Raw genomic sequence first — 23478 nt, 5'->3', positions numbered from 1 at the left:
GATGTCGAGCGTGAAGTCGACAATATCCGCACCCAGGCTCAGGCCATCGATGCCCTGCCCCTGCTCGGCGTGGTCGCCAAGAATGAATCCGGCAGCGATGATTTCGCCGCGATGATGGGCATCGAAAGCACCGAAAAAGCCGCTGCCGAAGACGCCGGCATCGGCCTCAAGCGTGAACTTAACAGCCTGCTCGGCCGCTACCCGGCGGAGCTGGCACGCACCCGCGAGCAGATCCAGAAACGCACCGAACTGAGCACCGCGACCCACCTGAAAATCGCCGCCGTGCAACAGGCGATCGCGGGACTCGAACCGGTGGTGCGCGCCCAGCACGGACAGATCCAGGGCGAAGTACGCCTGATGCAGGGCGTGATGATCGGCCTGATTCTGCTGATCGCGCTGCTGATCGACACCTTGCAGCGGCGCCTGGCGCGCACCCTGACCAACCTTGCTCCGGCGCTGTCGACCTGGGCCGAAGGCGATTTCAGTCGCGACATTCATTTGGGCAAAACCAACCGCGAACTGCATGACATTGAGGCTTCGCTCAACCGCTTGCGCGCGTATCTGGTAGATCTGGTCGGGACGATTCGCGGTAACGCCGAACAGGTCGCCGACAGCAGCCGCACCCTGGCCGAACTGAGCAACAACCTGCACTCCGGTGCCGAGCATCAGGCCGGCGACACTGCGCTGATCCGCGATTCACTGGGTGAGCTGGAAGCGACGATTCAGCAGGTCGCCGGCGATGCACGGCAAGCTGCCGATGCCAGCCGCCATGCCGGGCTGGCCGTGGAGCACGGGCAAACCGTGATCGGCCAAAGCCTCACCGGCCTGCACGCGCTGGTTGGCGAAGTGCAAGGCAACGCGCAGATGATCGAGCACCTGGCCGAAGAGTCGGCGACCATTGGTGGCGTGCTGACGGTGATCCGTTCGATCGCCGACCAGACCAACCTGCTTGCCCTGAACGCGGCAATCGAAGCGGCGCGGGCCGGGGAAATGGGCCGTGGCTTTGCTGTGGTGGCCGAGGAAGTGCGCTCACTGGCACAACGCACGGCCGGCGCGACAGCGGAAATCCAGACGCTGATCGCCGGCCTGCAAGCCGCCGCCCGACAATCGGTCGAAGGCATGCGCGCGCAGGTCGAACACGCCGAAGCCACAGCCAATCAGGCACAAGCGGCGGACGGCGCGCTGGATAAAATCGTCGGCGCGATCCAGACCATTTCCGACACAGCGATCCGCATCGCCGAGATCACCGCGCAGCAGAGCGGCGCGGTCAGCGAAATCCGTGATCACAGCGAGCGGATCCATCAATTGGGCGGCGATAACCTGCTGCGCATCGGCGAGGGTCGCGAACAGGGGGAGAACTTGCTGGTACTGGGTGGGCAACTGCATACCGCCGTGCAGGCCTTCCGCGTCTGACACCAACCTCTGTAGGAGCTGCCGAAGGCTGCGATCCTTTGATCTTGCTTCTAAAAATAAAAAGATCGCAGCCTTCGACAGCGCCTACAGGACGAGATGAATGACCAGATCAAATCACTCAGTCACAAATTTCGCGTAAACATCGGTCATCGTGCTGGCTATTGCAGAGAACTGGACAGTCACAAAGCCTTTGCGGCATAGTCGCCGGGTTCTGACGACTGCTCATTCATAACAAGGAACATGCAGATGGCAACGCTACTGGTGCTGCACGGCCCCAACCTGAACCTGCTCGGCACCCGCGAACCCGGCACTTACGGTTCAACGACCCTGGCGCAGATCAATCAGGATCTGGAGCGCCGCGCCCGTGAAGCCGGCCATCATCTGCTGTATCTGCAAAGCAACGCCGAGTACGAATTGATCGATCGCATCCACGCCGCTCGCGGTGAAGGTGTGGATTTCATTCTGATCAATCCAGCAGCTTTTACGCACACAAGTGTCGCATTACGTGACGCGCTGCTGGGAGTGAGCATCCCATTCATCGAAGTGCATTTGTCCAACGTGCACAAGCGCGAACCTTTCCGCCATCACTCTTACTTCTCCGATGTAGCGGTGGGAGTGATCTGCGGCCTTGGCGCCAGCGGTTACCGACTGGCCCTGGAGGCCGCACTAGAGCAGCTTGAAACACAGGCAACGACTTGAACCACAAGCGTTAAACGCCCCTGACCGACCCTTGGGAGTTGATGATTCATGGATATCCGTAAAGTTAAGAAACTGATCGAATTGCTGGAAGAGTCCGGCATCGACGAGCTCGAGATCAAGGAAGGCGAAGAGTCCGTACGCATCAGCCGTCACAGCAAGACCCCGGCTCAGCAGTACTACGCTCCGGCGCCGATGCAGGCTCCGGCCGCCGCACCTGCCGCCGCTGCTGCTCCAGTGGCTGCTGCCGCTCCGGCTGCCGCTGCTGCTCCGGCACTGAACGGCACCGTGGCCCGCTCGCCAATGGTAGGCACCTTCTACCGCAAATCTTCGCCAACCTCGCCAGCCTTCGTTGAAGTCGGCCAGACCGTGAAGAAAGGCGACACCCTGTGCATCGTCGAAGCCATGAAGATGATGAACCACATCGAAGCTGAAACCAGCGGTGTGATCGAATCCATCCTCGTCGAAGACGGCCAGCCGGTTGAGTACGACCAACCGCTGTTCACCATCGTTTGAACTGCGGAGAGCCTTTGATGACTGCGAAGTTGGAAAAAGTTCTGATCGCTAACCGCGGTGAGATCGCCCTGCGGATTCTGCGTGCCTGCAAAGAGATGGGCATCAAGACCGTCGCCGTTTACTCCAAGGCCGACAAAGAGCTGATGCACCTGGGTCTGGCAGACGAATCCGTCTGCATCGGCCCGGCTTCTGCCGCTCAGTCCTACCTGCACATCCCGGCCATCATCGCTGCCGCTGAAGTGACTGGCGCCACCGCCATTCACCCAGGCTACGGTTTCCTCGCGGAAAACGCCGATTTCGCCGAACAGGTCGAGAACTCCGGCTTCGCCTTCATCGGCCCGAAAGCCGAAACCATTCGTCTGATGGGCGACAAGGTGTCGGCCAAGCACGCGATGATCGAAGCTGGCGTGCCGACCGTTCCAGGCTCCGACGGCCCGCTGCCGGAAGACGAAGAAACGGCGCTGCGCATCGGTCGTGAAGTCGGCTACCCGGTGATCATCAAGGCCGCTGGCGGTGGTGGTGGTCGCGGCATGCGTGTGGTGCACAAGGAAGAAGACCTGATCGCCTCGGCCAAGCTGACCCGCTCCGAAGCTGGCGCGGCGTTCGGCAACCCGATGGTCTATCTGGAAAAATTCCTGACCAACCCGCGTCACGTCGAAGTTCAGGTACTGTCCGACGGCCAGGGTCACGCCATCCATCTGGGCGACCGCGACTGCTCGCTGCAACGTCGTCACCAGAAAGTTCTCGAAGAAGCGCCGGCACCGGGCATCGACGAGCAGGCGCGTCAGGAAGTGCTGGCACGCTGCGTCAAGGCGTGCATCGACATCGGCTACCGTGGCGCCGGCACGTTCGAGTTCCTGTACGAGAACGGTCGTTTCTACTTCATCGAAATGAACACCCGCGTTCAGGTGGAGCACCCGGTTTCAGAAATGGTCACCGGTATCGACATCGTCAAGGAGATGCTCAGCATCGCCGCTGGCAACAAGCTGTCGTTCACCCAGGATGACGTGGTTATCCGCGGTCACTCGCTGGAGTGCCGGATCAACGCTGAAGACCCGAAAACCTTCATGCCGAGCCCGGGCACGGTCAAGCATTTCCACGCTCCAGGCGGCAACGGCGTTCGCGTCGATTCGCACCTGTACAGCGGTTATGCGGTTCCACCGAACTACGACTCGCTGATCGGCAAGCTGATCACTTACGGCGCGACCCGCGACGAAGCCATGGCGCGCATGCGCAATGCCCTGGACGAAATCGTGGTGGACGGGATCAAGACCAACATCCCGCTGCACCGTGATCTGACCCGCGACGAAGGCTTCTGCAAAGGGGGCGTGAACATTCACTACCTCGAGCACAAGCTGGCTGGCGACAAGCACTAAGCTTCAGCCCGCACCAGACAAGGCCGCCTTCGGGCGGCTTTGTTGTTTCTGCAGCAAAGTCAAAAGATCGCAGCCTTCGGCAGCTCTTACAGGAGAATGCATTCGAAATGTAGGAGCTGCCGAAGGCTGCGATCTTTTGCTTTTCAACCAAGTTCGTCTTCTTTGGCGCGCTCGCGTAAACTTGCGCGCTTCTCGCTGGCCGCTAGGCTGCAATCATATTTTTTCAAAGGTGCCCGCCATGCCTTGGCTGCAAGTACGTCTCGCCATCAGCCCGGAACAAGCCGAAACCTACGAAGACGCTTTCCTTGAAGTCGGCGCCGTTTCGGTGACCTTCATGGACGCCGAAGATCAGCCGATCTTCGAGCCGGAACTCAACACCACCCCGCTGTGGGCGCACACGCACCTGCTGGCCCTGTTCGAGGGCGGCACCGAGCCTGCGCCGGTGCTGGCGCATCTGGAACTGCTGACCGGCAGCCCGCTGCCCGAGCATCACAGCGAAGTCATCGAAGACCAGGATTGGGAACGTAGCTGGATGGACGGTTTCCAGCCAATGCGTTTCGGTCAGCGCCTGTGGATCGTGCCGAGCTGGCATGCCGCGCCCGAGCCTGATGCGGTCAACCTGCTGCTGGACCCGGGCCTGGCATTCGGCACCGGCACTCACCCGACTACCGCCCTGTGCCTGGAATGGCTCGACGGTCAGGACCTGAAAGACTGCAACGTGCTGGACTTCGGCTGCGGCTCGGGGATTCTGGCGATCGCCGCCCTGCTGCTCGGCGCCAAAGAAGCGGTCGGCACCGACATCGACGTGCAGGCGCTGGAAGCCTCGCGCGATAACGCCGGGCGCAACAATATTGCCGACGAGCTGTTCCCGCTGTACCTGCCGGAAGATCTGCCGCAGGTCAAAGCCGACGTGCTGGTGGCCAACATTCTGGCCGGCCCGCTGGTTTCCCTGGCGCCGCAGCTGTCCGGCCTGGTCAAGTCCGGCGGGCGTCTGGCGTTGTCCGGGATCCTCGCCGAACAAGGCGAAGAGGTCGCTGCAGCCTATGCGCAGGACTTCGATCTGGACCCGATCGCCAATCGTGATGGCTGGGTGCGCATCACCGGCCGTCGGCGCTAGAATGGCCGCCTGCATAAACCGGATCGCCGCATGACCGACAGCTTCGTCACCCAGTGCCCGCATTGCCAAACCAGCTTCCGCGTCAGCCATGCTCAGTTGAGCGTGGCCCGCGGGGTGGTTCGCTGTGGCTCCTGCCTGCAAGTGTTCAATGCCGCCAAACAGCTGCTGGAACAACACGCCGGCAAGGAAGCGGTTACGCCGGTGGCGCCGGCCATTGTCCAGCCAGCACCGTCTCAACCTGTGGTCAGCGAACCGCCGCCAGTGGTCGAAGCGCCTGTCGATGACGAACCGCCCGCGCCGCGCGCCATCAGCCAAAAGCAATGGAGCGCCAGCGAGCTGGACCTGGACAGCCTCGATCTGGACGAAGAACTGGCCCGCCTCGAACAACGGGAAATCCAGCCGACCACCGAATTCGGTCGTCAGCGCGAAGAGTCCCTGAGCGCCCGCCGCGACAGCCCTGAAGCCGATGAAACGGTGTGGCGCGACAGCCTGTTCAGCGCACGCGACGATGAACGCCTGCCCGAGCCCGAAGATGAAATCGAACCCGAGATCGTCGAAGCCGAACCGCTGAAAACCGCGCGCACCGAGCCTTCGTTGTCGCTGGAGCCGGTGGATCTGGACGACGAGCCGCCGATCCCGCAACTGCGCCTGCATGACCCGATCGATCCGAATGCCCGCCGCGAACGCCTGTCGGCCAGCGTCGAACCGGACGATGACGAGTTGCCATCGGTCGAACCGCTGCGTAAAAAACGTGAACGTGCCGAACCCGGCGTACGCGCCGAAGTGCTGCAGGATCTGACCGACGATCCACTGCAACTGGACTGGCAGAAGCGCCGTTCGCCCTGGGGCCGGCGCCTGCTCTGGAGTTTGCTGGTTCTATTGGCTGCCGCTGGTCTGGCCGGTCAGTACATCGCCTATCATTTCGACGAACTGGCGCGCCAGGATCAGTACCGCCCGTGGTTCCAGCAGTTCTGCCCGCAGATTGGCTGCACGGTGCCGTCCAAGGTCGACATCGGCAAAATCAAAAGCAGCAACCTGGTGGTGCGCAGCCATCCGGAATTCAGTGGAGCGCTGGTGGTCGACGCGATCATTTATAACCGCGCAACATTCTCCCAGCCGTTCCCGCTGCTGGAGTTGCGCTTCGCCGATCTCAACGGTCACCTGATTGCCAGTCGTCGCTTCAAACCCGGCGAATACCTCAACGGCGACCTTGAGGGCATGGCGGAAATGCCGCCACAGACGCCGATCCACATCGCACTGGACATCCTCGATCCAGGCCCCAAAGCGGTGAATTACAGCCTGAGTTTCCACTCCCCCGAGTGAATCGCTTCATCGCTTCAGGTTTGACGGCAGTTTTCTGACTTCGCCCACGCCAACCAAACCGCTGGCAATAACAGAATAACTGTTCAGATTTTGTTCAATTCAGCCTTTATCCAGTCATCGAGAGCGGGTATCATGCCAACCCTTTTTCGAACTCTCATGATCCGGCCCCACTTCAGGGAAGTCCTATGTCGGCGGTACGCATCGGCCCATATACATTGCAGAACGGTTTGATTCTCGCCCCGATGGCGGGCGTCACCGACCAGCCCTTTCGTCAGCTGTGCAAGCGTTTGGGCGCAGGGCTTGTAGTCTCGGAAATGGTCACCAGTGACATGAGCCTGTGGAACACCCGCAAGTCGCGCATGCGCATGATCCACGAAGGCGATCCCGAGCCACGCTCGGTACAGATTGCCGGTGGCGACGCGCAGATGCTCGCGGATGCGGCCAGGGCCAACGTCGAACTGGGCGCACAGATTATTGATATCAACATGGGTTGCCCGGCAAAGAAGGTCTGCAACAAGGCCGCCGGCTCCGCGTTATTGAAGGACGAAGCACTGGTCACCGAGATCCTGCAGGCCGTCGTCGCTGCAGTGGATGTGCCGGTGACCCTGAAGATCCGCACCGGATGGGATCGCGACAACAAGAATGGCCTGACCGTGGCGAAGATCGCCGAGCAGGCCGGGATCACCGCGCTGGCCGTGCATGGCCGCACGCGCGCCGATCTGTACACCGGCGAAGCCGAGTACGACACGATTGCCGCGATCAAGCAGGCGGTGTCGATCCCGGTGTTTGCCAATGGCGATATCGATTCGCCGGAAAAGGCCCGCTACGTGCTTGACGCGACCGGTGCCGATGGCCTGCTGATAGGCCGGGCTGCCCAGGGGCGGCCATGGATTTTTCGCGAGATCGAACACTTCCTGCGTACCGGCGAGAAATTGCCGGCGCCGGAGCTGAACGAAGTGGAACGCATCCTGCTGGAGCATCTGGCCGCCCTTCACGCCTTCTATGGGGATGTGATGGGCGTGCGCATTGCCCGCAAGCATGTGGGCTGGTATCTCGCAACCTTGCCGGGCGCCAGGGAGTTTCGCGCCCACTTCAATCGTTTGGATGGTACGGAAACACAATGCGCCAACGTTCGGGAGTTCTTCGCCGAGCGTTACAAGAGCCTGACAGGGGACGAAGAAGGGGTGGCCGCATGACGATGATGACCGAGACTTTAGTGAGTGGAACAGCACCCGTGAGCGACAACGTGAATTTGAAACAGCACCTCAATACCCCAAGCGAAGAAGGTCAGACCCTTCGCGGGAGTGTCGAGAAGGCGCTGCACAATTATTTCGCCCACCTTGAGGGCGCGTCCGTCACGGATGTGTACAACCTGGTGCTCTCCGAAGTCGAGGCTCCCCTGCTCGAAAGCGTGATGAACTACGTCAAGGGCAACCAGACCAAGGCCAGTGAGCTGCTGGGACTCAACCGCGGCACACTGCGCAAGAAACTCAAGCAGTACGATCTGCTGTAAGCATTCAATCAAACCAGAAAGGCGCCCGCGTAAAACCGGTCGCCTTTTTTGCTGACTTCCTTTGCTTTTGATGGAAATTGAGATGACCGACCAGACTACCCGCCTGCCGATCCGCCGCGCCTTGATCAGCGTTTCCGACAAGACCGGGATCCTCGAATTCGCCAAAGAGCTTGAAGCCCTCGGCGTCGAGATCCTCTCCACCGGCGGGACGTTCAAGCTGCTGCGCGACAACGGTGTTGCTGCAGTGGAAGTCGCGGATTACACCGGTTTCGCGGAAATGATGGACGGTCGGGTGAAAACCCTGCACCCGAAAATCCACGGCGGGATCCTCGGTCGTCGCGGTATCGACGATGCGATCATGAACGAGCACGGCATCAAGCCGATCGATCTGGTTGCGGTCAACCTGTACCCGTTCGAAGCCACCATCAACAAGCCAGGCTGCGACCTGCCGACCGCCATCGAGAACATCGACATCGGCGGCCCGACCATGGTCCGTTCGGCGGCGAAAAACCATAAAGACGTGGCGATCGTGGTGAATGCCAGCGATTACGCCAACGTCTTGCAAAACCTCAAGGCCGGCGGCCTGACCTACGCTCAGCGTTTCGACCTGATGCTCAAGGCCTTCGAACACACCGCCGCCTACGACGGCATGATCGCCAACTACATGGGCACCGTGAATCAGGCTGCCGAAACCCTGAGCACCGAAGGCCGCAGCGAATTCCCGCGCACCTTCAACAGCCAGTTCATCAAGGCCCAGGAAATGCGCTACGGCGAGAACCCGCACCAGAGCGCGGCGTTCTACGTGGAAGCCAAGCCTGCCGAAGTCGGTATCGCCACCGCGACCCAACTGCAAGGCAAAGAGCTGTCGTACAACAACGTGGCCGACACCGACGCCGCGCTGGAATGCGTGAAGAGCTTCGTCAAGCCGGCCTGCGTGATCGTCAAGCACGCCAACCCGTGCGGCGTGGCCGTGAGCCCGGACGCCGAGGGCGGTATCCGTCAGGCCTACGAACTGGCCTACGCCACCGACACCGAGTCGGCCTTCGGCGGCATCATCGCCTTCAACCGTGAGCTGGATGCCGAGACCGCCAAGGCGATCGTCGAGCGTCAGTTCGTGGAAGTGATCATTGCCCCAAGCGTCAGCGAAGAGGCTCGCGCCATCGTCGCCGCCAAAGCCAACGTGCGCCTGCTGGCCTGTGGCGAGTGGTCGGCGGACCGCGTTCCGGCCTGGGACTACAAGCGCGTCAACGGTGGCCTGCTGGTGCAGAGCCGCGACATCGGCATGATCGGCGCCGACGACCTGAAAGTGGTGACCAAGCGTGCACCGACCGAACAGGAAATCCACGACCTGATCTTCGCCTGGAAAGTCGCCAAGTACGTCAAGTCCAACGCCATCGTCTACGCCAAGAACCGTCAGACCATCGGTGTCGGCGCTGGCCAGATGAGCCGCGTAAACTCCGCGCGTATTGCTGCGATCAAGGCTGAGCATGCCGGTCTGCAAGTGGCCGGTTCGGTGATGGCATCGGACGCGTTCTTCCCGTTCCGCGACGGTCTCGACAATGCGGCCAAGGTGGGCATCACGGCAGTGATCCAGCCGGGCGGCTCGATGCGTGATGCTGAAGTGATTGCTGCTGCTGACGAAGCAGGCATCGCGATGGTCTTCACCGGCATGCGCCACTTCCGTCACTAACCAGTCGACGGCCGCACTGAAGCCGGCATCTGCTGCGTTGGAGCCGACCTCGATGATGCTCATTGCCAAAAGGCAACTCCGCTCATCGAGGTCAACTCCGCCTTGCATCTACCGACTTCATTGCGACCTCCTACAGCGTGAAGCGCTTTAGGCTCTAAAAACAGAATTAGCGTCATCCGAGGTTTTTGAAATGAATGTTTTGATCATTGGCAGCGGTGGCCGTGAACACGCCCTGGCCTGGAAAGTGGCTCAGGATCCGCGTGTGCAGAAGGTTTTCGTCGCGCCGGGCAATGCCGGTACCGCAATTGAAGCCAAGTGCGAGAACGTCGCCATCGACGTGCTGGCCCTTGAGCAACTGGCCGACTTCGCCGAGAAAAACGTTTCCCTGACCATCGTCGGCCCGGAAGTGCCGCTGGTGGCAGGCGTGGTCGATCTGTTCCGCTCCCGTGGCCTGGACTGCTTCGGTCCGACCGCCGGCGCTGCGCAGCTGGAAGGCTCGAAAGCCTTCACCAAGGATTTCCTGGCCCGCCACAAGATCCCGACCGCCGACTACCAGAATTTCACCGAGATCGAGCCGGCTCTGGCTTATCTGCGGGAAAAAGGCGCACCGATCGTGATCAAGGCCGATGGCCTGGCCGCCGGTAAAGGCGTGATCGTGGCCATGACCCTGGCCGAAGCCGAAGACGCCGTGCGCGACATGCTCGCCGGCAATTCCTTTGGCGACGCCGGTTCGCGCGTGGTGATCGAAGAGTTCCTCGACGGCGAAGAAGCCTCGTTCATCGTCATGGTCGACGGCAAAAACGTCCTGCCGATGGCCACCAGCCAGGACCACAAACGTGTTGGCGACGGCGACAGCGGCCCGAATACTGGCGGCATGGGTGCCTATTCCCCTGCCCCGGTGGTCACCGCCGATGTGCACCAGCGCGTGATGGACCAGGTGATCTGGCCGACCGTGCGCGGCATGGCCGAAGAAGGCAACGTCTACACTGGTTTCCTGTACGCCGGTCTGATGATCGACAAGGCCGGCAACCCGAAAGTCATCGAGTTCAACTGCCGCTTCGGCGACCCGGAGACCCAACCGGTGATGCTGCGTCTGCAGTCGAGCCTGGTGTTGCTGGTCGAAGCCGCTCTGGCGCAAGCGCTGGACAAGGTTGAAGCCCAGTGGGATCCACGTCCGAGCGTCGGCATCGTATTGGCCGCCGGTGGCTACCCGGGCGACTACGCCAAGGGTGCAGCGATCAACGGTCTGGACGCAGCCGCAAGCCTGGAAGGCAAAGTCTTCCACGCTGGTACGGCGCTCAAGGATGGCAACGTGGTGACGGCCGGTGGTCGCGTACTCTGCGCCACTGCCATGGGCGCCAGCGTCAGCGAAGCCCAGCAGCAAGCCTACAAGCTGGCCGCCGCTATCGACTGGGAAGGTTGCTTCTACCGCAAGGACATTGGCTACCGCGCCATTGCCCGTGAACGTGGCGAAACCCAGGAATAAGTTGTCCTTCAGGTCCGGCGCGGGATGCAGTCCCTCGCCGGGCTGTTCCGCCGCTGCGCATCGTTATATTCTGGCATCAACCTACGAAGGGATTTCGCCGTGCGCTGGCTCAGGATTGCCATAAGCTTCACCGTCACGCTGCTGACCTTGCTCTGCATGCTTCCGGCGCTGGCCGCGCAAGGCAGTGGCTGGTCGGTATTGCTTGACGATCAGGGCAATCTGCAACTGAGCGACATCCGCTCGACTCGCTACACCAATCAATTCAGCCCTATCGAACTGGATCGCCTCACGGCGGCCGAGCCCGATGGCGCACTCTGGCTGCGTTTCAAACTGGCGCCGGGCAAGCACGAGCAAGTGCTGCGTATCTTTGCGCCCGACCTGTCCAGCCTCAGCCTGTACGTGCTGGACGGCGACAAGCTGATCGAGCAACGCCTCTCCGGCACCCACCAGCCGCAGGCCGAGCGACCACTGCCCAGCAGCGATTTCCTGCTACCGCTGCCGCAAAGCGACAAGCCACTCGACATCTATCTGCGCATGGTCTCCGACCATCAGCTGCGCCCGCACATCACCCTGCAATCGGCGGTGATGAGTGCCGCCAATCAGAACCAGACGCTGATTTTCGGCTTGCTGTTCGGTTGCCTCGGCATGTTGCTGCTGCACAACCTCGTGCGCTATGCCTACTCGCGCTCGCGCAGCAGCCTGTGGCTGGCGGTCTGCGAAGGCCTGCTGGGCCTGAGTCTGTTGCTGCTGCTCAACCTCGCCGGCCCGTGGCTGCCGAACTGGCACGCGATCCAGACGCCGGGTGCTTATCTGGCGCTGCTGCTGACCGCCCCCGCCGGGTTGATGTTCGCCCTGCGCTTCTTCGCCCCGCTGGGCCCGCACCCGCTGAACAAACTGTTGCTGGGCGACATTCTGTTCATCGTGATCTGCAGCCTGCTGCTGTTGTTCGTCAACACCCTGCCGCTGAACATCATCACCTACGCGCTGGTGGCGCTGGCCGGCCTGAGCATGTTGCTGGTCGGCTTCTATCACTGGCAGAAGGGTTACCGTCCGGCGCGGCTGTTCGTGGCCGGGATGGTGGTATTCAACATCGGCACGCTGATTATTTTGCCGGCCCTGCTGGGGCTGACCCTGGTGGCGCCGCAAGGCCTGATCATGACCCTGATGGGCTTCATCTGCATCAGTGGCCTGCTGATGAGCATCGCCTTGGGTGAACGCCAGCGCAGCATCACCGAAAGCCGTTTCAGCATCAGCCGCGACCTCGCCGCCAGCAACGCCGAGATCAACGCCAAGGCCGAATTTCTCGCCAAGATCAGCCACGAAATCCGCACCCCGATGAACGGCGTGCTGGGCATGACCGAGCTGCTGCTGGGCACACCGCTGTCGGTCAAGCAACGTGATTACGTGCAAACCATCCACAGTGCCGGCAACGAACTGCTGACGTTGATCAACGAGATCCTCGACATCTCCAAGCTCGAATCCGGGCAGATCGAGCTGGATGATGTGCAGTTCGACCTCAATGCTTTGATCGACGACTGCCTGAGCATCTACCGGGCCAAGGCCGAACAGCAAAACGTCGAGCTGATCAGTTTCATCCAGCCACAGGTACCGCGCGTGATCAGCGGCGACCCGACCCGCTTGCGCCAGACCCTGCTGAGCCTGCTGGAAAATGCCCTGAAAAAAACCGACGAAGGCGAAGTGCTGATCGTCGTCGCCCTCGACGAGCGCAGCGTCAAGCCGCGCCTGCGCATCGCCGTGCAGGACAGTGGCCAGCCGATGGAGGCAGAAGAGCGCGATGCGCTGCTGCATGCCGAGCTGCACAGCAAGCACTTCCTCTCGGCCAACCGTTTGGGTGGCAACCTTGGGCTGGTGATTGCGCGGCAACTGATCCGCCTGATGCACGGCGAGTTCGGGATCAAGAGCGGCGCCAATCAGGGCAGCACCTTGTGGCTGACCCTGCCACTGGACCCGGATCGTCTGGAACACCCGACCTCCGACCTCGACGGCCCGTTGCAAGGTGCGCGCGTGCTGGTGGTGGACGACAACGACACGTGCCGCAAGGTGCTGGTGCAGCAATGCAGCGCCTGGGGCTTGAACGTCAGCGCGGTGCCCTCGGGCAAGGAAGCGTTGGCGCTGCTGCGCACCAAGGCGCATCTGCGTGACTACTTTGATGTGGTGCTGCTGGACCAGAACATGCCCGGCATGACCGGCATGCAACTGGCGGCCAAGATCAAGGAAGACCCGAGCCTCAATCACGACATCCTGTTGATCATGCTCACCGGCATCAGTAACGCGCCGAGCAAGATCATCGCGCGCAACTCCGGGATCAAACGCATCCTCGCCAAACCGGTGGCCGGCTACACGCTCAAGACCACGCTGGCCGACGAGTTGAACCAGCGCAACAAGGGCCAGGTGGTGTTCCAGCCGCAAGTGGTCACTCCCGCGACGGCGGCCAAGGTGCCGAGCGATTTCCGCATTCTGGTCGCCGAAGACAACACGATTTCGACCAAAGTGATTCGCGGCATGCTCGGCAAACTCAACCTGCAACCGGACACCGCCAGCAACGGCGAAGAAGCCCTGCAGGCGATGAAGGCTCAGCGTTACGACCTGGTACTGATGGACTGCGAAATGCCGATCCTCGACGGTTTCTCGGCGACCCAGCAATTGCGCGCGTGGGAAGTCAGTAATCAGCGCACCCGCACACCGATCGTCGCGCTGACCGCGCACATCCTCGCCGAGCACAAGGAACGCGCGCGCCAGGCCGGGATGGACGGGCACATGGCCAAACCGGTGGAGTTGTCGCAACTGCGTGAGCTGATCGAGCACTGGGTGGCCCAGCGTGATCAGCAGAACCGCACGGCCTCGACATTCTGACGATTCCGTTCATCGCCCGAAAGCGCTTGCAGCACCCAGGCAATCCGCCTCAGACACCGAGCTCGATCGCCTCAGCCAATGGCGCCACGTTCTGCGCCAGTCGATCTCCAAGCTTTCGCGCCACGGCCTGACGCGATAGTGCGTAGAGCGTTTGCGACAGCGTCGCTCGCGCATAACGCACGCACACCGGACCTTCGACTTCAGCGCTCGCGAAACGCTGCGACCACGGATTGGCAGCCAGCGTCTGTCGCGTCTTGAACTCAAGATAAAGGCTGCTGATCGATGTCGGACTCTGCGCTGCAATGGTCAGCAGGCGCACCACCTGAAGCGCAGGCCTCGGCGTTTGCATGAGCGCTTCGCCAGGCGCCTCGGGCAACGTCTGCACCGCCGAAACACCGTCAGTGATTCGCGCCGCATATGCCATCAGCCCGCCAAGTGCCGGATCGTTGCCAGCGTTATTGGCCAACACTGTCGTGGCCCACTCCAGCGCCGACCCTGTTCCTGCCTGAGCGACAGAAAAATCCTCGCGCGACTTCAGGCTTCGCACCCAGAAGTCATCCAGCACGGCGATGTAAGCGTCGTACCAACTTTCAACTTTCGCGTCTTCTATTTTTTTATTGGCGACCAGTTGCGCCAACAGACTTGATTGGACGAGATCATCATAATCCGAGCTGTGCCCGGATTCCGGCAATGCCAAAACAGCATGTCCCACTGCCAACAACTGATACAACCGAGTCATTATCAACCCTCAATGGAAAAAGGGCGGACCGATAACGGCCGCCCTATCAATAACACTCAATCAGATCTCGTAATCCTCGATCTTGGTTTTTGCGTTCAAACCCAGTTTGACGCGGATGGTATCGCGGGTTTGCTCGACAATCGAAGGCACTTTGCGGAATACCGAATCGCCCCGATAGAGTTTCACTTCGCGCGAATCCCAATCCATGAACAACACTTGATTGGCCGTGTTCTTGCGGATGAAACGCACAGTCCCCAGGGCCATGGTGACTTCGCCATTGATTTCGGTACACGTGCCCGCCGCCATACCGCCGACACCATGTTCCAGCATGTTGCGCTCGTACAGCGTCAGCGCGGTTTCACGCTTTTTCAGGGCGGTAATGGCGTCGCCTGCGACTTTCAGCATCAACACCGAAGCCGAGCCCGGTACAGCAAGCCCGGCCACGACGCTGCCGAGGATCTCCAGCACCAGTTGATCCATCCGGACGGTGTTCCCGCCGATGTTCATGTCGTTGTAATACTTGCTCGTTGGCAGCCAGCCAGCATCGGTCATCACTTGCAGAAACAGGTAGTACCATTCCTTGCCCTGATATTCGTACGGATATTTCTTGTTGGCGACCAGCGTGGCGAACAGGAACGCGTGTTGCACATCTTCGCGATTCTGTTCACTCAAATTTCCGGTAAAGGACAGAATGCCTTCACCGACGATGGAACCCTTGCCCGGCTCTTCGATTGCCGGCAGCGAAAGACCACGAGGACGAATAGCCGCGCCGTCCAGTTCATAACTCTGCAAGCGGTGGACACACTCAGCAACGGCGCAATCTTCAACATCATGAATATTCATTATCAAATCCTTATTAATTAAAACGAGCTCCTCTTGAACCCGCGAAAGAACAATAAACAGAACAATAAAAAACCGCAAACCAGAACATGTAACTTGCTAATAACAAGAACCGAAAACACCCACTTCAAACTACAACTTGTTTAGTTACTCCGAGGATATTTGTTTTCGCCATCCCCCCAAAAATTAAACCGGCTGATAGACTCCGCTCTGTCCATCTGCCGCCGCGAGCCAACACCATGCTCCACGTGTTATTCAGCGTTTACCTGAAGATGCTGGTGCTCTACAGCCCCTTCTTCGTGTTGTCCTGCTTCATCAGCCTGACCCGTGGCTACTCGCGCAAGGAGCAGCGGCGCCTGGCCTGGAAAGTGGCGATTGCCACGCTGGTATCCAGCGTCTTGCTGTACCTGTTCGGGCGGGTGATTTTCGATGTGTTCGGGATCACGGCGGACGCATTCCGCATCGGTGCCGGCAGCGTGTTGTTCATCTCGGCGTTGGGCATGGCCCAGGGCAGGCCGGTGGTGCAGAGTGACAACGTGCAGCAAGACGTGACGATCGTTCCGCTGACCATCCCGCTGACCGTCGGCCCGGGCACCATCGGCGCCCTGCTGGTGATGGGCGTCAGCCAGCCGCACTGGGACGATAAACTGACCGCGATCATGAGTATCACGCTGGCCAGTTTCACCGTCGGCGTCGTGCTGTACCTGTCCAATCACATTGAACGGGTTCTCGGTGATCAGGGCCTGCAGATCGTCAGTCGGCTGATGGGCCTTTTCGTCTGTGCCTTGGCGGCGCAAATCATCTTTACCGGGATCAAGGGCTACCTGGGATCCTGAACGAAAACGGGCTGCGGAAGAAAAATACCCGCAGCCCGATCTGATCAGTCCATGCAGAATGACTTATTGATCGCTGGACAGGCCGATCAGCGCACCAAGCTCCAGCAAGGTTTCGGTGGCCATCGCACTCATCAGTTCCTCCAGGCTGACGGTCACCGAGAGCTCGTCAGGTAAAGGAATATCGAATATCACCTGCTGTTGGCGTGCCGCATCAGCGCTCGAGGCGTCACGCAAGATGATGCTGCTCCCCGAGTCGGGATCCGTCAGCAGCAAGTGACCGCCGGAAGCCGAGACCAGCCACCGATGCATCGGCTCCAGCCTCAGCAGCAGATGAATGCCTGCTTCTGCGGAGTCGACGATCAGGCAATCAAGCCGATCCCATGTCTGCCGGTCCAGCGAAATGAAACCGGCGGATTGTGCGAACTTGAGTAGCAGCGTATCGACGCCATCCGGAATCGGCGCCATCCTGCCCGATGAGCCAATACCATCAATGACCAGCGTATTGGCCACTCGACTGACCTCTTGCACGGTCATCCCGTCATCCATGCGTGTGTCGTCGTTTCTGGCGTTGCTGAACAACCGGCCCGTCACCGGGTCATGCAGCACCGGAATCTGACCGTTCTCCAGGCCCAGATAGTGCGGCCATTCCTGGCCTGATGCCGTGGCGCTGAGCAGGCGACCGGCAGCGACGTCATACCAGCTGCACAGATCACCACGCCTGCCCGCCGTCAGGTAAGAAGTGCTGTGCTGACCTGCGAGCAATCGTGCCAGCTTTTCTTCCCGTGCCTGAAGTGAATCGGCGCCGTTGAAGAATTCGACCTCCACGCCGACGATACGCGGCGGCTCTCCTTCGATCAGATCGACCAGTACATGGTCATGCCGGCGGGCGCGCAGACCTGATCCATGCGGCACGGCCCAGGCAACCGTGTGCCGCGGCATGACGCGCTGCATCGGTGGCAGCAAGTCCGCCTGCAGCAGACGTGTCCCCGAACCGAATGCCGCCGCCAGGTTCTCCGGTTCCATGACCGGCTGACGATAGATTCGCCCGGTTGCCCGGTCCATCATCCACGCCGCTCTTTTGTCAGGCGTCAGCCTTAACACGCGCAGGGCCTTGCCCGCTGTGTCGGCAATCAGGAACTGCTGATCCAGATACACGACATACAGCGGTGTCTTGCCCGTTGCGTCACTGATGCCTCCGACCTCCACACCCTCGGCTGACCATTTCTGAATGCCGGTCGCGACCGTGTACCACCACCTGAATCCGCCGACACTACGCAGCTGCTGCGCCGACAGCCATGCCTGATTGAGGCCCACCAGACGCGTCTTGCCGTCGTTGCTCATCTGGAACAACATGCCGTCATCTGTGAGCAAGATGTATTGCCCGTGCTGGCGGTGCACCTGCTGCACCTTGAGCGGCAAGACACTTTGCGCAAACGTCTCGGGTGCCTGATCCGCCGTGGCGATGCGCTGGCGATAAACCAGACGATCACCCAGATGATGAAACAACACGGTATCGCCATCGCCAGCCACTTGAAGCGGATCAAGCAGCTCCCAATCATGAAAATCCGCTGAGCCTTCAACGTTACGCAACAGGGGTCGAATCAAGCGCCCATCGTCGCTGCGCACCCACGTTCGGGTGGCCTTGCGCAAGTTCTCGTCCAAGGCGTGGATCGTAATCATTGCGCCCAGCGTGAACTCCACCCGCTGCTCATCCAGCGCTTCATGGAACAGGTAGCTGTGCCGTTGGAGAAACTCCGCCACATTGCTGCGTCCATCGAGAATCAGCGACGGGTGGCCTGGATTCATATCGGAAATAGCAATGAGGGACAGGACATTTTCACCGAGCAGGTAAGTCATCTTGTAGACATTTTTAATCGCGTCTTCAAAACGCTGGACCACCTGCAGCAGCCCCTCTGGCGTCGGCTGAATGGAAACAATGCAGGGGTTGTTTTTCGAATCGATATTCATCAACCGGTAAATGCGCCTGATCTGCCCGGTCACGAGATCCGTGCGCCAGATAAATCCCTGCACCGGGCTGTAGTAAAACATCTCCTCGCCGACCTTCGGTCCCATGCAGATATCCGCCGTGTACTTCAGGTTCAGCCCCCGCACCAGGTGCAAGGCATCTTCGGTGTGGTCGTACCAGGCAGTGGTACGAACGCCAGTCAGGGCATCGTGGTAATTGCGGATGACCGTCGGGCTGTCGGCCAGACGCTGGTTGCGCGCGAGTTCGCGCAGGTGCTCGCGTGTGGCCTGAGCGTCGGCGTCGTTGACCGCGTCGAGTTCAGTGAAGAGCAAGGTTCCCGTCGCCCAGCCAATCTGATAGATACCGTCCTTGAGTTGCAGATACACAACATGCCTGGCAGGCACCTGCACCCGTATCGAACCCAGGTGAAACGTGTCCTGCTCCAGTTTCACCGCCGCCGTACTCACCCACGGGGCACGCAGCGACCATGTCATCGCATGGTCGGATGCAACCTGCAGCCGCAATGATTTGACGCCCTCGGCCAGGGTGATCGCGCAGTGTCCGCCGGCAGCATCGATGTCATAGCTAAGGTATCCGTGCACCTCCTGCGGCAATGGGGGGATGTGCAGAAAACGCTGATCAGTGCCAATCGCCACGCTGACATTGGTTTCCACGTAGTTGGGCACCATTTTTTCCATGATGTATTCGGTCGGTGCCTGGTAAAAGCTGAACCAGAATTGCTGCTTGCCTGCCCGCTTGTATTTTTCCAGTGCCAACGCCGTTTCCATGTCTTCTCTGAGCGTTGTCGCAAAAGGCAGACCTTCATGGACGAAGCCCAGGAAGCACTCCGGCACACTCGGCAGCACGACGCTTTCAATACCCGGCGCCGTATCGAAGGAAATCGAGTCGCGAAGGTCGAGGGCCTCTCGAATGCTGAAGGCCTTGCTGCGATCCCCGATGATCCTGGGCTTTTGCAGAGCGTGGTAGTCTTCCGCGGCGAAAATTTTGTGGCCGCCGAAGGTAATGAGTCCGTTGCGCAAATCAAGGCCGGTGTAGACCGCACACGGATTGGCAATGTAGCTATCGCCCTGCACCGAATGGCTTTCCGGTCGATAGGCCGCATGCACATCATTGAGATACCGGCCGATCCGCTTCCCACGTTCGGTCCTGGCACTGAAGCCCTCGACCAGCGCACCGATGCCCACCGCCAGCCCCCCCAGAATCACCCCGGCACCGCCGAGAAAGGCCGCCGCCGTCCCCGCGCCCACGATACCCGCGCCCAAAGCGCCGACACCCAGCGCCAGCCCGCCGGCATCGAATGCCAACTGAGTGGCATAGACCGCGCGCTGGATATCGTCCTGTGCATTGACCAACAGATAAATGTCGAAGCCGATGCTGGCCAGTTGCAAGACGCTTCCGACGCCGTCGTTCAATACGTTACCCAGTGCATTACTGACGATCGACGAAGTGGTTTTGGCTACCCGCAGACCATCGCTAAAAGCATGCCGCACCAGATTCAGCAGTTGTGCGGCGTCAACCACAAGCCCATGTGCCATCTGCGCGTAGGCGAGATAACCGTGGATACGCACTGCCGATGTCAGCGCCGTCGCCCCCATCCCGGACTCGGCACTTTGCAACCCGAGCAGCAAGGCTTGAATGGCAAATCCGGCATTGAGCGTGTGTACCGCACCGGCGTCCGTCGGATCGATCACGGCTGACCCGGCGCGTCTGCCGGACAACGCTTCAAATGTATCGCTGAGGTAAGACTTGATTCCGGACAGGCGCGGGTCATCGGTCTGCACCGTGCGTGTGCGCTGTGGATCACTGGCACTGACCAAGGTGATTTCGCTGCGCCCTTGTGCAGCGCTCTTCAGTGACTCGAACACCGGCACGAAGTCACGGGACAGCTGATGCTGGTCCTGCAACCGCAGGGTCGCGCTTTCGATTGTCCGTACCCACTTGTGGCTGTCCACACTGCTCAACGCCTGCCCCAGACGCGCGTTCTCTGACAGGGAACGCGCACGCAACGCGGCATGCTGACTCCACGGCTCGACGGCACGCCCACCGCCCAGCGGGTCACCACTGAGCAAATGTTCAACGCGGATATCCGAAGGCAACGAATGACCGGCAATAGTTGCGCCGTCGAGCTCGATGACCTCGAAAACGCTCGCAGCCGCCTGCTCCAGACCATAAAGCCTGGCAATCGACTCCTCCTGCACGAAGCGCTGAACCCCTTGCTGCAGCGCCTCGATCCGGGCGAACGCATACAGCCCGAAGTTCGGATCGTAGAAGCGATACGATGTCTCGCCCTGCGTCACGACCTTGCTCACCAGCATCGAGTGATTGTCGGTGTTGAGCAACAGGCTGCCGGCCGTGCTTTTCGCTTCCAGCGCCTGCATCACAGCGGCCAGGTTCACCGCCGGTCTTTTTTCGCCGAACCGCGCCATGGGTACGCCACGCAACTCGTCCAGCACCTTGAGCAGTGCATGGACTTGCGGCGCGTCGGGTGTGAGATTGGCCAGCGCCAGTTTACCGATCAGCGCACGCTCCGCCGAAGCGCCCTTTTCCAGCGCGGCGGCCATGATCAGCGCCAGCGGATAGCAGCGTCGACCCGGATCGCCCGCACCGCGCACCAACAAGTCTTGTGGCAACTGTCTGGCCGTGTGCGCACCCGCTTGAAAAAACGCCTCACGCACTGCCGCCCCCCGCGACAGGATCAACGCCCGGCGCTCCTGCATGGCAGCGACTTCGATCCGACTCACGTACTCACGCCATTGCCGTACGCTGATCGGCTCGGCAAATGCCTGGGCCTTCAGCGCTCTGGAGTTCTGGCCGAGCAATTCGCGCTCCGATGCATTGACTCGCGTCTGGACCGCTGCAGGATCGCGACTGAGCAGGGACTGCTCGATCACTTCATAGCGCGCGACCAAGCCACGGTCCCGCGTATCTTCGGCAAAGGCGACCGTGGTTGCCCATGCCTCCGCGAACCCGGCCTGGTCCAGCGTCACGGCGCCGAACAGGCCACCGAACATCACCCGGTGCAACGGACTCAACTGTTCCAGTGGCAACTTGCCCGCAGCGATGCGCGCCAAGGCCTCGTTGAGGTTGCCCAGGGACTCCGCCCCGATGGACGTCGGAACAGCGTCGGTCGACTGGTTCAGCACCTGCTGTCGGGCATCAAAACCAAGGCGGATGGGGGCGTTGAACGTAACATCACCGGTCAATCGGTCATTCATCGCCCGCACAAACGGCTCACCCAGATCATCCAGCAGTTGCTGCAGGACCGACGTCAGCAACACCGGTTTGCCTTCGATGACCGGCCAGCCAAGTTTGAACGTAAGCGTCCGCTCTTTCAGCAAATCGGACAGATTGCCGGCGTAGCGCGACTTGAGCTTGCCCGAGTTCCACTTCTCATGTTCTTTTGCCAGCCAGTCTTCGGGGGTACCTTTTACTGCCCAACCGGAGATCATTTCCTCTTCGGTGAAGACGTTGAAGCCCTCGACCTGCTTCAGATATTTACGAATCGCCGGCAGGTGTTCACGTTGCAGGTCTCTTTCGAAATAGCCGATTACGCCACCTTGAAGCGCGCCGGGTCCGGTCATGTCGATGGTGCCCAAGGCGTCGAGACGAATCCCGTCCTGGTAATAACCGAGGATGGCAGCGGTGAGTTTGTAGGGTAAGTTGGCGGTCGACGGCAAGCGCCCGTCAGCCTGAGCTTCAAGTACAACCTCGGACGTTATATTCCGGACCGAGGACTCATCTGATCGCGTCACACCCGCAAGGCTCATGCGGCGCTCAACCTCATACAGGCAGTCATAATTTGCCCGGATCAATTGCATGCTCGCATTGACCATGCCGCTGCCAGGGTGAGCCAGAATATAGGCATTCATTTCATTGGCCGTCGGACTGCCAAAGGCGGTGCCGCGCCGCATGGCATCCTTGGGCAAAGACACCGGCAATGGCGAAGCGAAGATCTTCTCCACACCCGGTTTGCTTCGGGCGAAGGCGCTCAGTGCCTCAAGATGTTCGGCGGGAATATGTCCGGTTCTGTCGGCATAGCGCTGCCGGTCGCGCCCCGGCATCAAAGCTTCATCATGGTTGAGGAGCAGCTGCAGGACACCGATCCTGGCGCGGTCACTGAAGCCACTGATGTCCACGCCGCCCGGCCTTTCGATCAGGGGTGGCAAATAATCCATATCGCTGTACCGCCCACCTTCGAAAAACTCGGCCTGCAGCCGCACCACATCACTGGCTGCTGCAAAATTGCCGCGCATGGCGACTTCGCGCTGGTAGACGTCTGCCAGAAAGTGACTGGCAAACTCCTGCCGAACATCGCGCAGGCGCAGATCCTCACCGACCATGGCCTGATGCGAGTCCAGACATTTCTGGCGGAAGGCTTCGAGCGTCGCACGTTCCTTGCCATAACCGCGCACCATCAGATCGATCCGCGCCTCGTCCGCACGCCCGGCCCAGCGCGGCTGATTCAGGTAATCGAACATCTGCTGCTTGAGCACTCTGGCGCGGTCTTCGATCATGCTCGACAACATGGTCGGAGATGCCGTTGCAGCCTCTGGCGACTCCATCGTGTGCACACGAGCGCTGTCGAGAATCACCCGGTTCATTTCAAAGGCCAGCAGTGCATCACTGTCATACCAGAGATTGAATGCATAGCCCTGCGCCGCCAGCACTTTGCGCCAGATGTTCATGTAGTCACGCTGGTTCGGTCCGACCTCACTGCCACCGACCCAGACAAAATGCATGATGCGCGGTATCGGTTTGCCAGCGGACAGCATTTCCAAGGTGGCGGTCAGACGGCGATGGTAGTCGCTCAGTTTCAGGCGCAGCGTCTTGACCTGGGCATCCGAAGAATCCAGCTGTGTTGATTCCATCGCGCCCTCGAGCAACCTGACCGCTATCAGTTGCTCTGAAAGACTGGGAGCCGCCGCAGCGGCGTCGTAGTAGCGCAAGGGAGCCTCGCCAAGGCTGCCACTCACCGACTCAAGTTCAGCGCGCGCGACATGATCGACGAACACAGTGCCCATATAGATTTCATCCGTAGTACTCAATGCAATTTCCTTTTTTCAGCCAAGCGA

Annotated in this window: 14 protein-coding genes and 1 pseudogene; 12 read left to right on the top strand and 3 right to left on the bottom strand. The window is 60.5% G+C overall.

Features of this window, described 5'->3' with window-relative positions; genetic code table 11:
• Window positions 1-906 precede the first annotated feature (906 nt).
• The 11 genes and pseudogenes from AC193Q_RS23455 to AC193Q_RS23405 all read left to right on the top strand — a co-directional run.
• Window positions 907-1413, top strand: a pseudogene (locus tag AC193Q_RS23455) (methyl-accepting chemotaxis protein); the annotation flags it as partial.
• A 246-nt stretch (window positions 1414-1659) separates the two neighbouring features.
• Window positions 1660-2112, top strand: coding sequence for a type II 3-dehydroquinate dehydratase (aroQ, locus tag AC193Q_RS23450; protein ID WP_007914604.1), 453 nt, complete (start codon window positions 1660-1662; stop codon window positions 2110-2112).
• Between the two features lie 48 nt (window positions 2113-2160).
• Entirely contained in the window at window positions 2161-2625 is a 465-nt protein-coding gene (accB, locus tag AC193Q_RS23445; protein WP_024164417.1) for an acetyl-CoA carboxylase biotin carboxyl carrier protein, read from the top strand.
• Window positions 2626-2642: 17 nt separating this feature from the next.
• Complete coding sequence (accC, locus tag AC193Q_RS23440; protein WP_041068145.1) at window positions 2643-4001, top strand: acetyl-CoA carboxylase biotin carboxylase subunit; 1359 nt, start codon at window positions 2643-2645, stop codon at window positions 3999-4001.
• 238 nt (window positions 4002-4239) lie between these two features.
• Window positions 4240-5118: a 50S ribosomal protein L11 methyltransferase gene (gene prmA / locus AC193Q_RS23435; protein ID WP_041068147.1), complete on the top strand. Its 879-nt coding sequence runs from the start codon at window positions 4240-4242 to the stop codon at window positions 5116-5118.
• A gap of 30 nt (window positions 5119-5148) precedes the next feature.
• On the top strand, window positions 5149-6441 hold the full coding sequence (locus AC193Q_RS23430) for a DUF3426 domain-containing protein (protein ID WP_483878852.1): 1293 nt from the start codon (window positions 5149-5151) through the stop codon (window positions 6439-6441).
• A 185-nt stretch (window positions 6442-6626) separates the two neighbouring features.
• Complete coding sequence (gene dusB / locus AC193Q_RS23425) at window positions 6627-7637, top strand: tRNA dihydrouridine synthase DusB (RefSeq protein WP_047291054.1); 1011 nt, start codon at window positions 6627-6629, stop codon at window positions 7635-7637.
• A complete protein-coding gene (fis, locus tag AC193Q_RS23420) occupies window positions 7634-7954 on the top strand; it encodes a DNA-binding transcriptional regulator Fis (protein WP_003221275.1) in 321 nt (106 codons plus the stop codon). The genes dusB and fis overlap by 4 nt, the downstream gene beginning before the upstream one ends.
• An 82-nt stretch (window positions 7955-8036) precedes the next feature.
• Entirely contained in the window at window positions 8037-9644 is a 1608-nt protein-coding gene (gene purH / locus AC193Q_RS23415) for a bifunctional phosphoribosylaminoimidazolecarboxamide formyltransferase/IMP cyclohydrolase (RefSeq protein WP_047291053.1), read from the top strand.
• Window positions 9645-9834: 190 nt separating this feature from the next.
• On the top strand, window positions 9835-11130 hold the full coding sequence (purD, locus tag AC193Q_RS23410; RefSeq protein WP_095667646.1) for a phosphoribosylamine--glycine ligase: 1296 nt from the start codon (window positions 9835-9837) through the stop codon (window positions 11128-11130).
• A 99-nt stretch (window positions 11131-11229) separates the two neighbouring features.
• The gene (locus AC193Q_RS23405) at window positions 11230-14004 is read left to right on the top strand and encodes a hybrid sensor histidine kinase/response regulator (protein ID WP_239778654.1); all 2775 of its coding nucleotides are present in this window, start codon (window positions 11230-11232) and stop codon (window positions 14002-14004) included.
• 49 nt (window positions 14005-14053) lie between these two features.
• Here the strand turns inward: AC193Q_RS23405 and AC193Q_RS23400 are convergent, their stop codons facing one another.
• Both AC193Q_RS23400 and AC193Q_RS23395 read right to left on the bottom strand, forming a co-directional pair.
• Window positions 14054-14743, bottom strand: coding sequence for a hypothetical protein (locus AC193Q_RS23400; RefSeq protein WP_483878851.1), 690 nt, complete (start codon window positions 14741-14743; stop codon window positions 14054-14056).
• A gap of 60 nt (window positions 14744-14803) precedes the next feature.
• Window positions 14804-15586 (bottom strand): hypothetical protein, encoded by a 783-nt coding sequence (locus tag AC193Q_RS23395; protein WP_483878850.1) that lies wholly within the window; start codon window positions 15584-15586, stop codon window positions 14804-14806.
• A gap of 236 nt (window positions 15587-15822) precedes the next feature.
• Here AC193Q_RS23395 and AC193Q_RS23390 point away from each other — a divergent pair, with 236 nt between their 5' ends.
• The gene (locus AC193Q_RS23390; protein WP_483878849.1) at window positions 15823-16419 is read left to right on the top strand and encodes a MarC family protein; all 597 of its coding nucleotides are present in this window, start codon (window positions 15823-15825) and stop codon (window positions 16417-16419) included.
• 63 nt (window positions 16420-16482) lie between these two features.
• Here the strand turns inward: AC193Q_RS23390 and AC193Q_RS23385 are convergent, their stop codons facing one another.
• Window positions 16483-23427, bottom strand: coding sequence for a TcdA/TcdB pore-forming domain-containing protein (locus AC193Q_RS23385; RefSeq protein WP_483879645.1), 6945 nt, complete (start codon window positions 23425-23427; stop codon window positions 16483-16485).
• Window positions 23428-23478: the final 51 nt, after the last annotated feature.

The sequence above is a fragment of the Pseudomonas sp. F2 genome (assembly GCF_057174385.1).
This window is presented reverse-complemented; position numbering and strand designations above follow the sequence as displayed.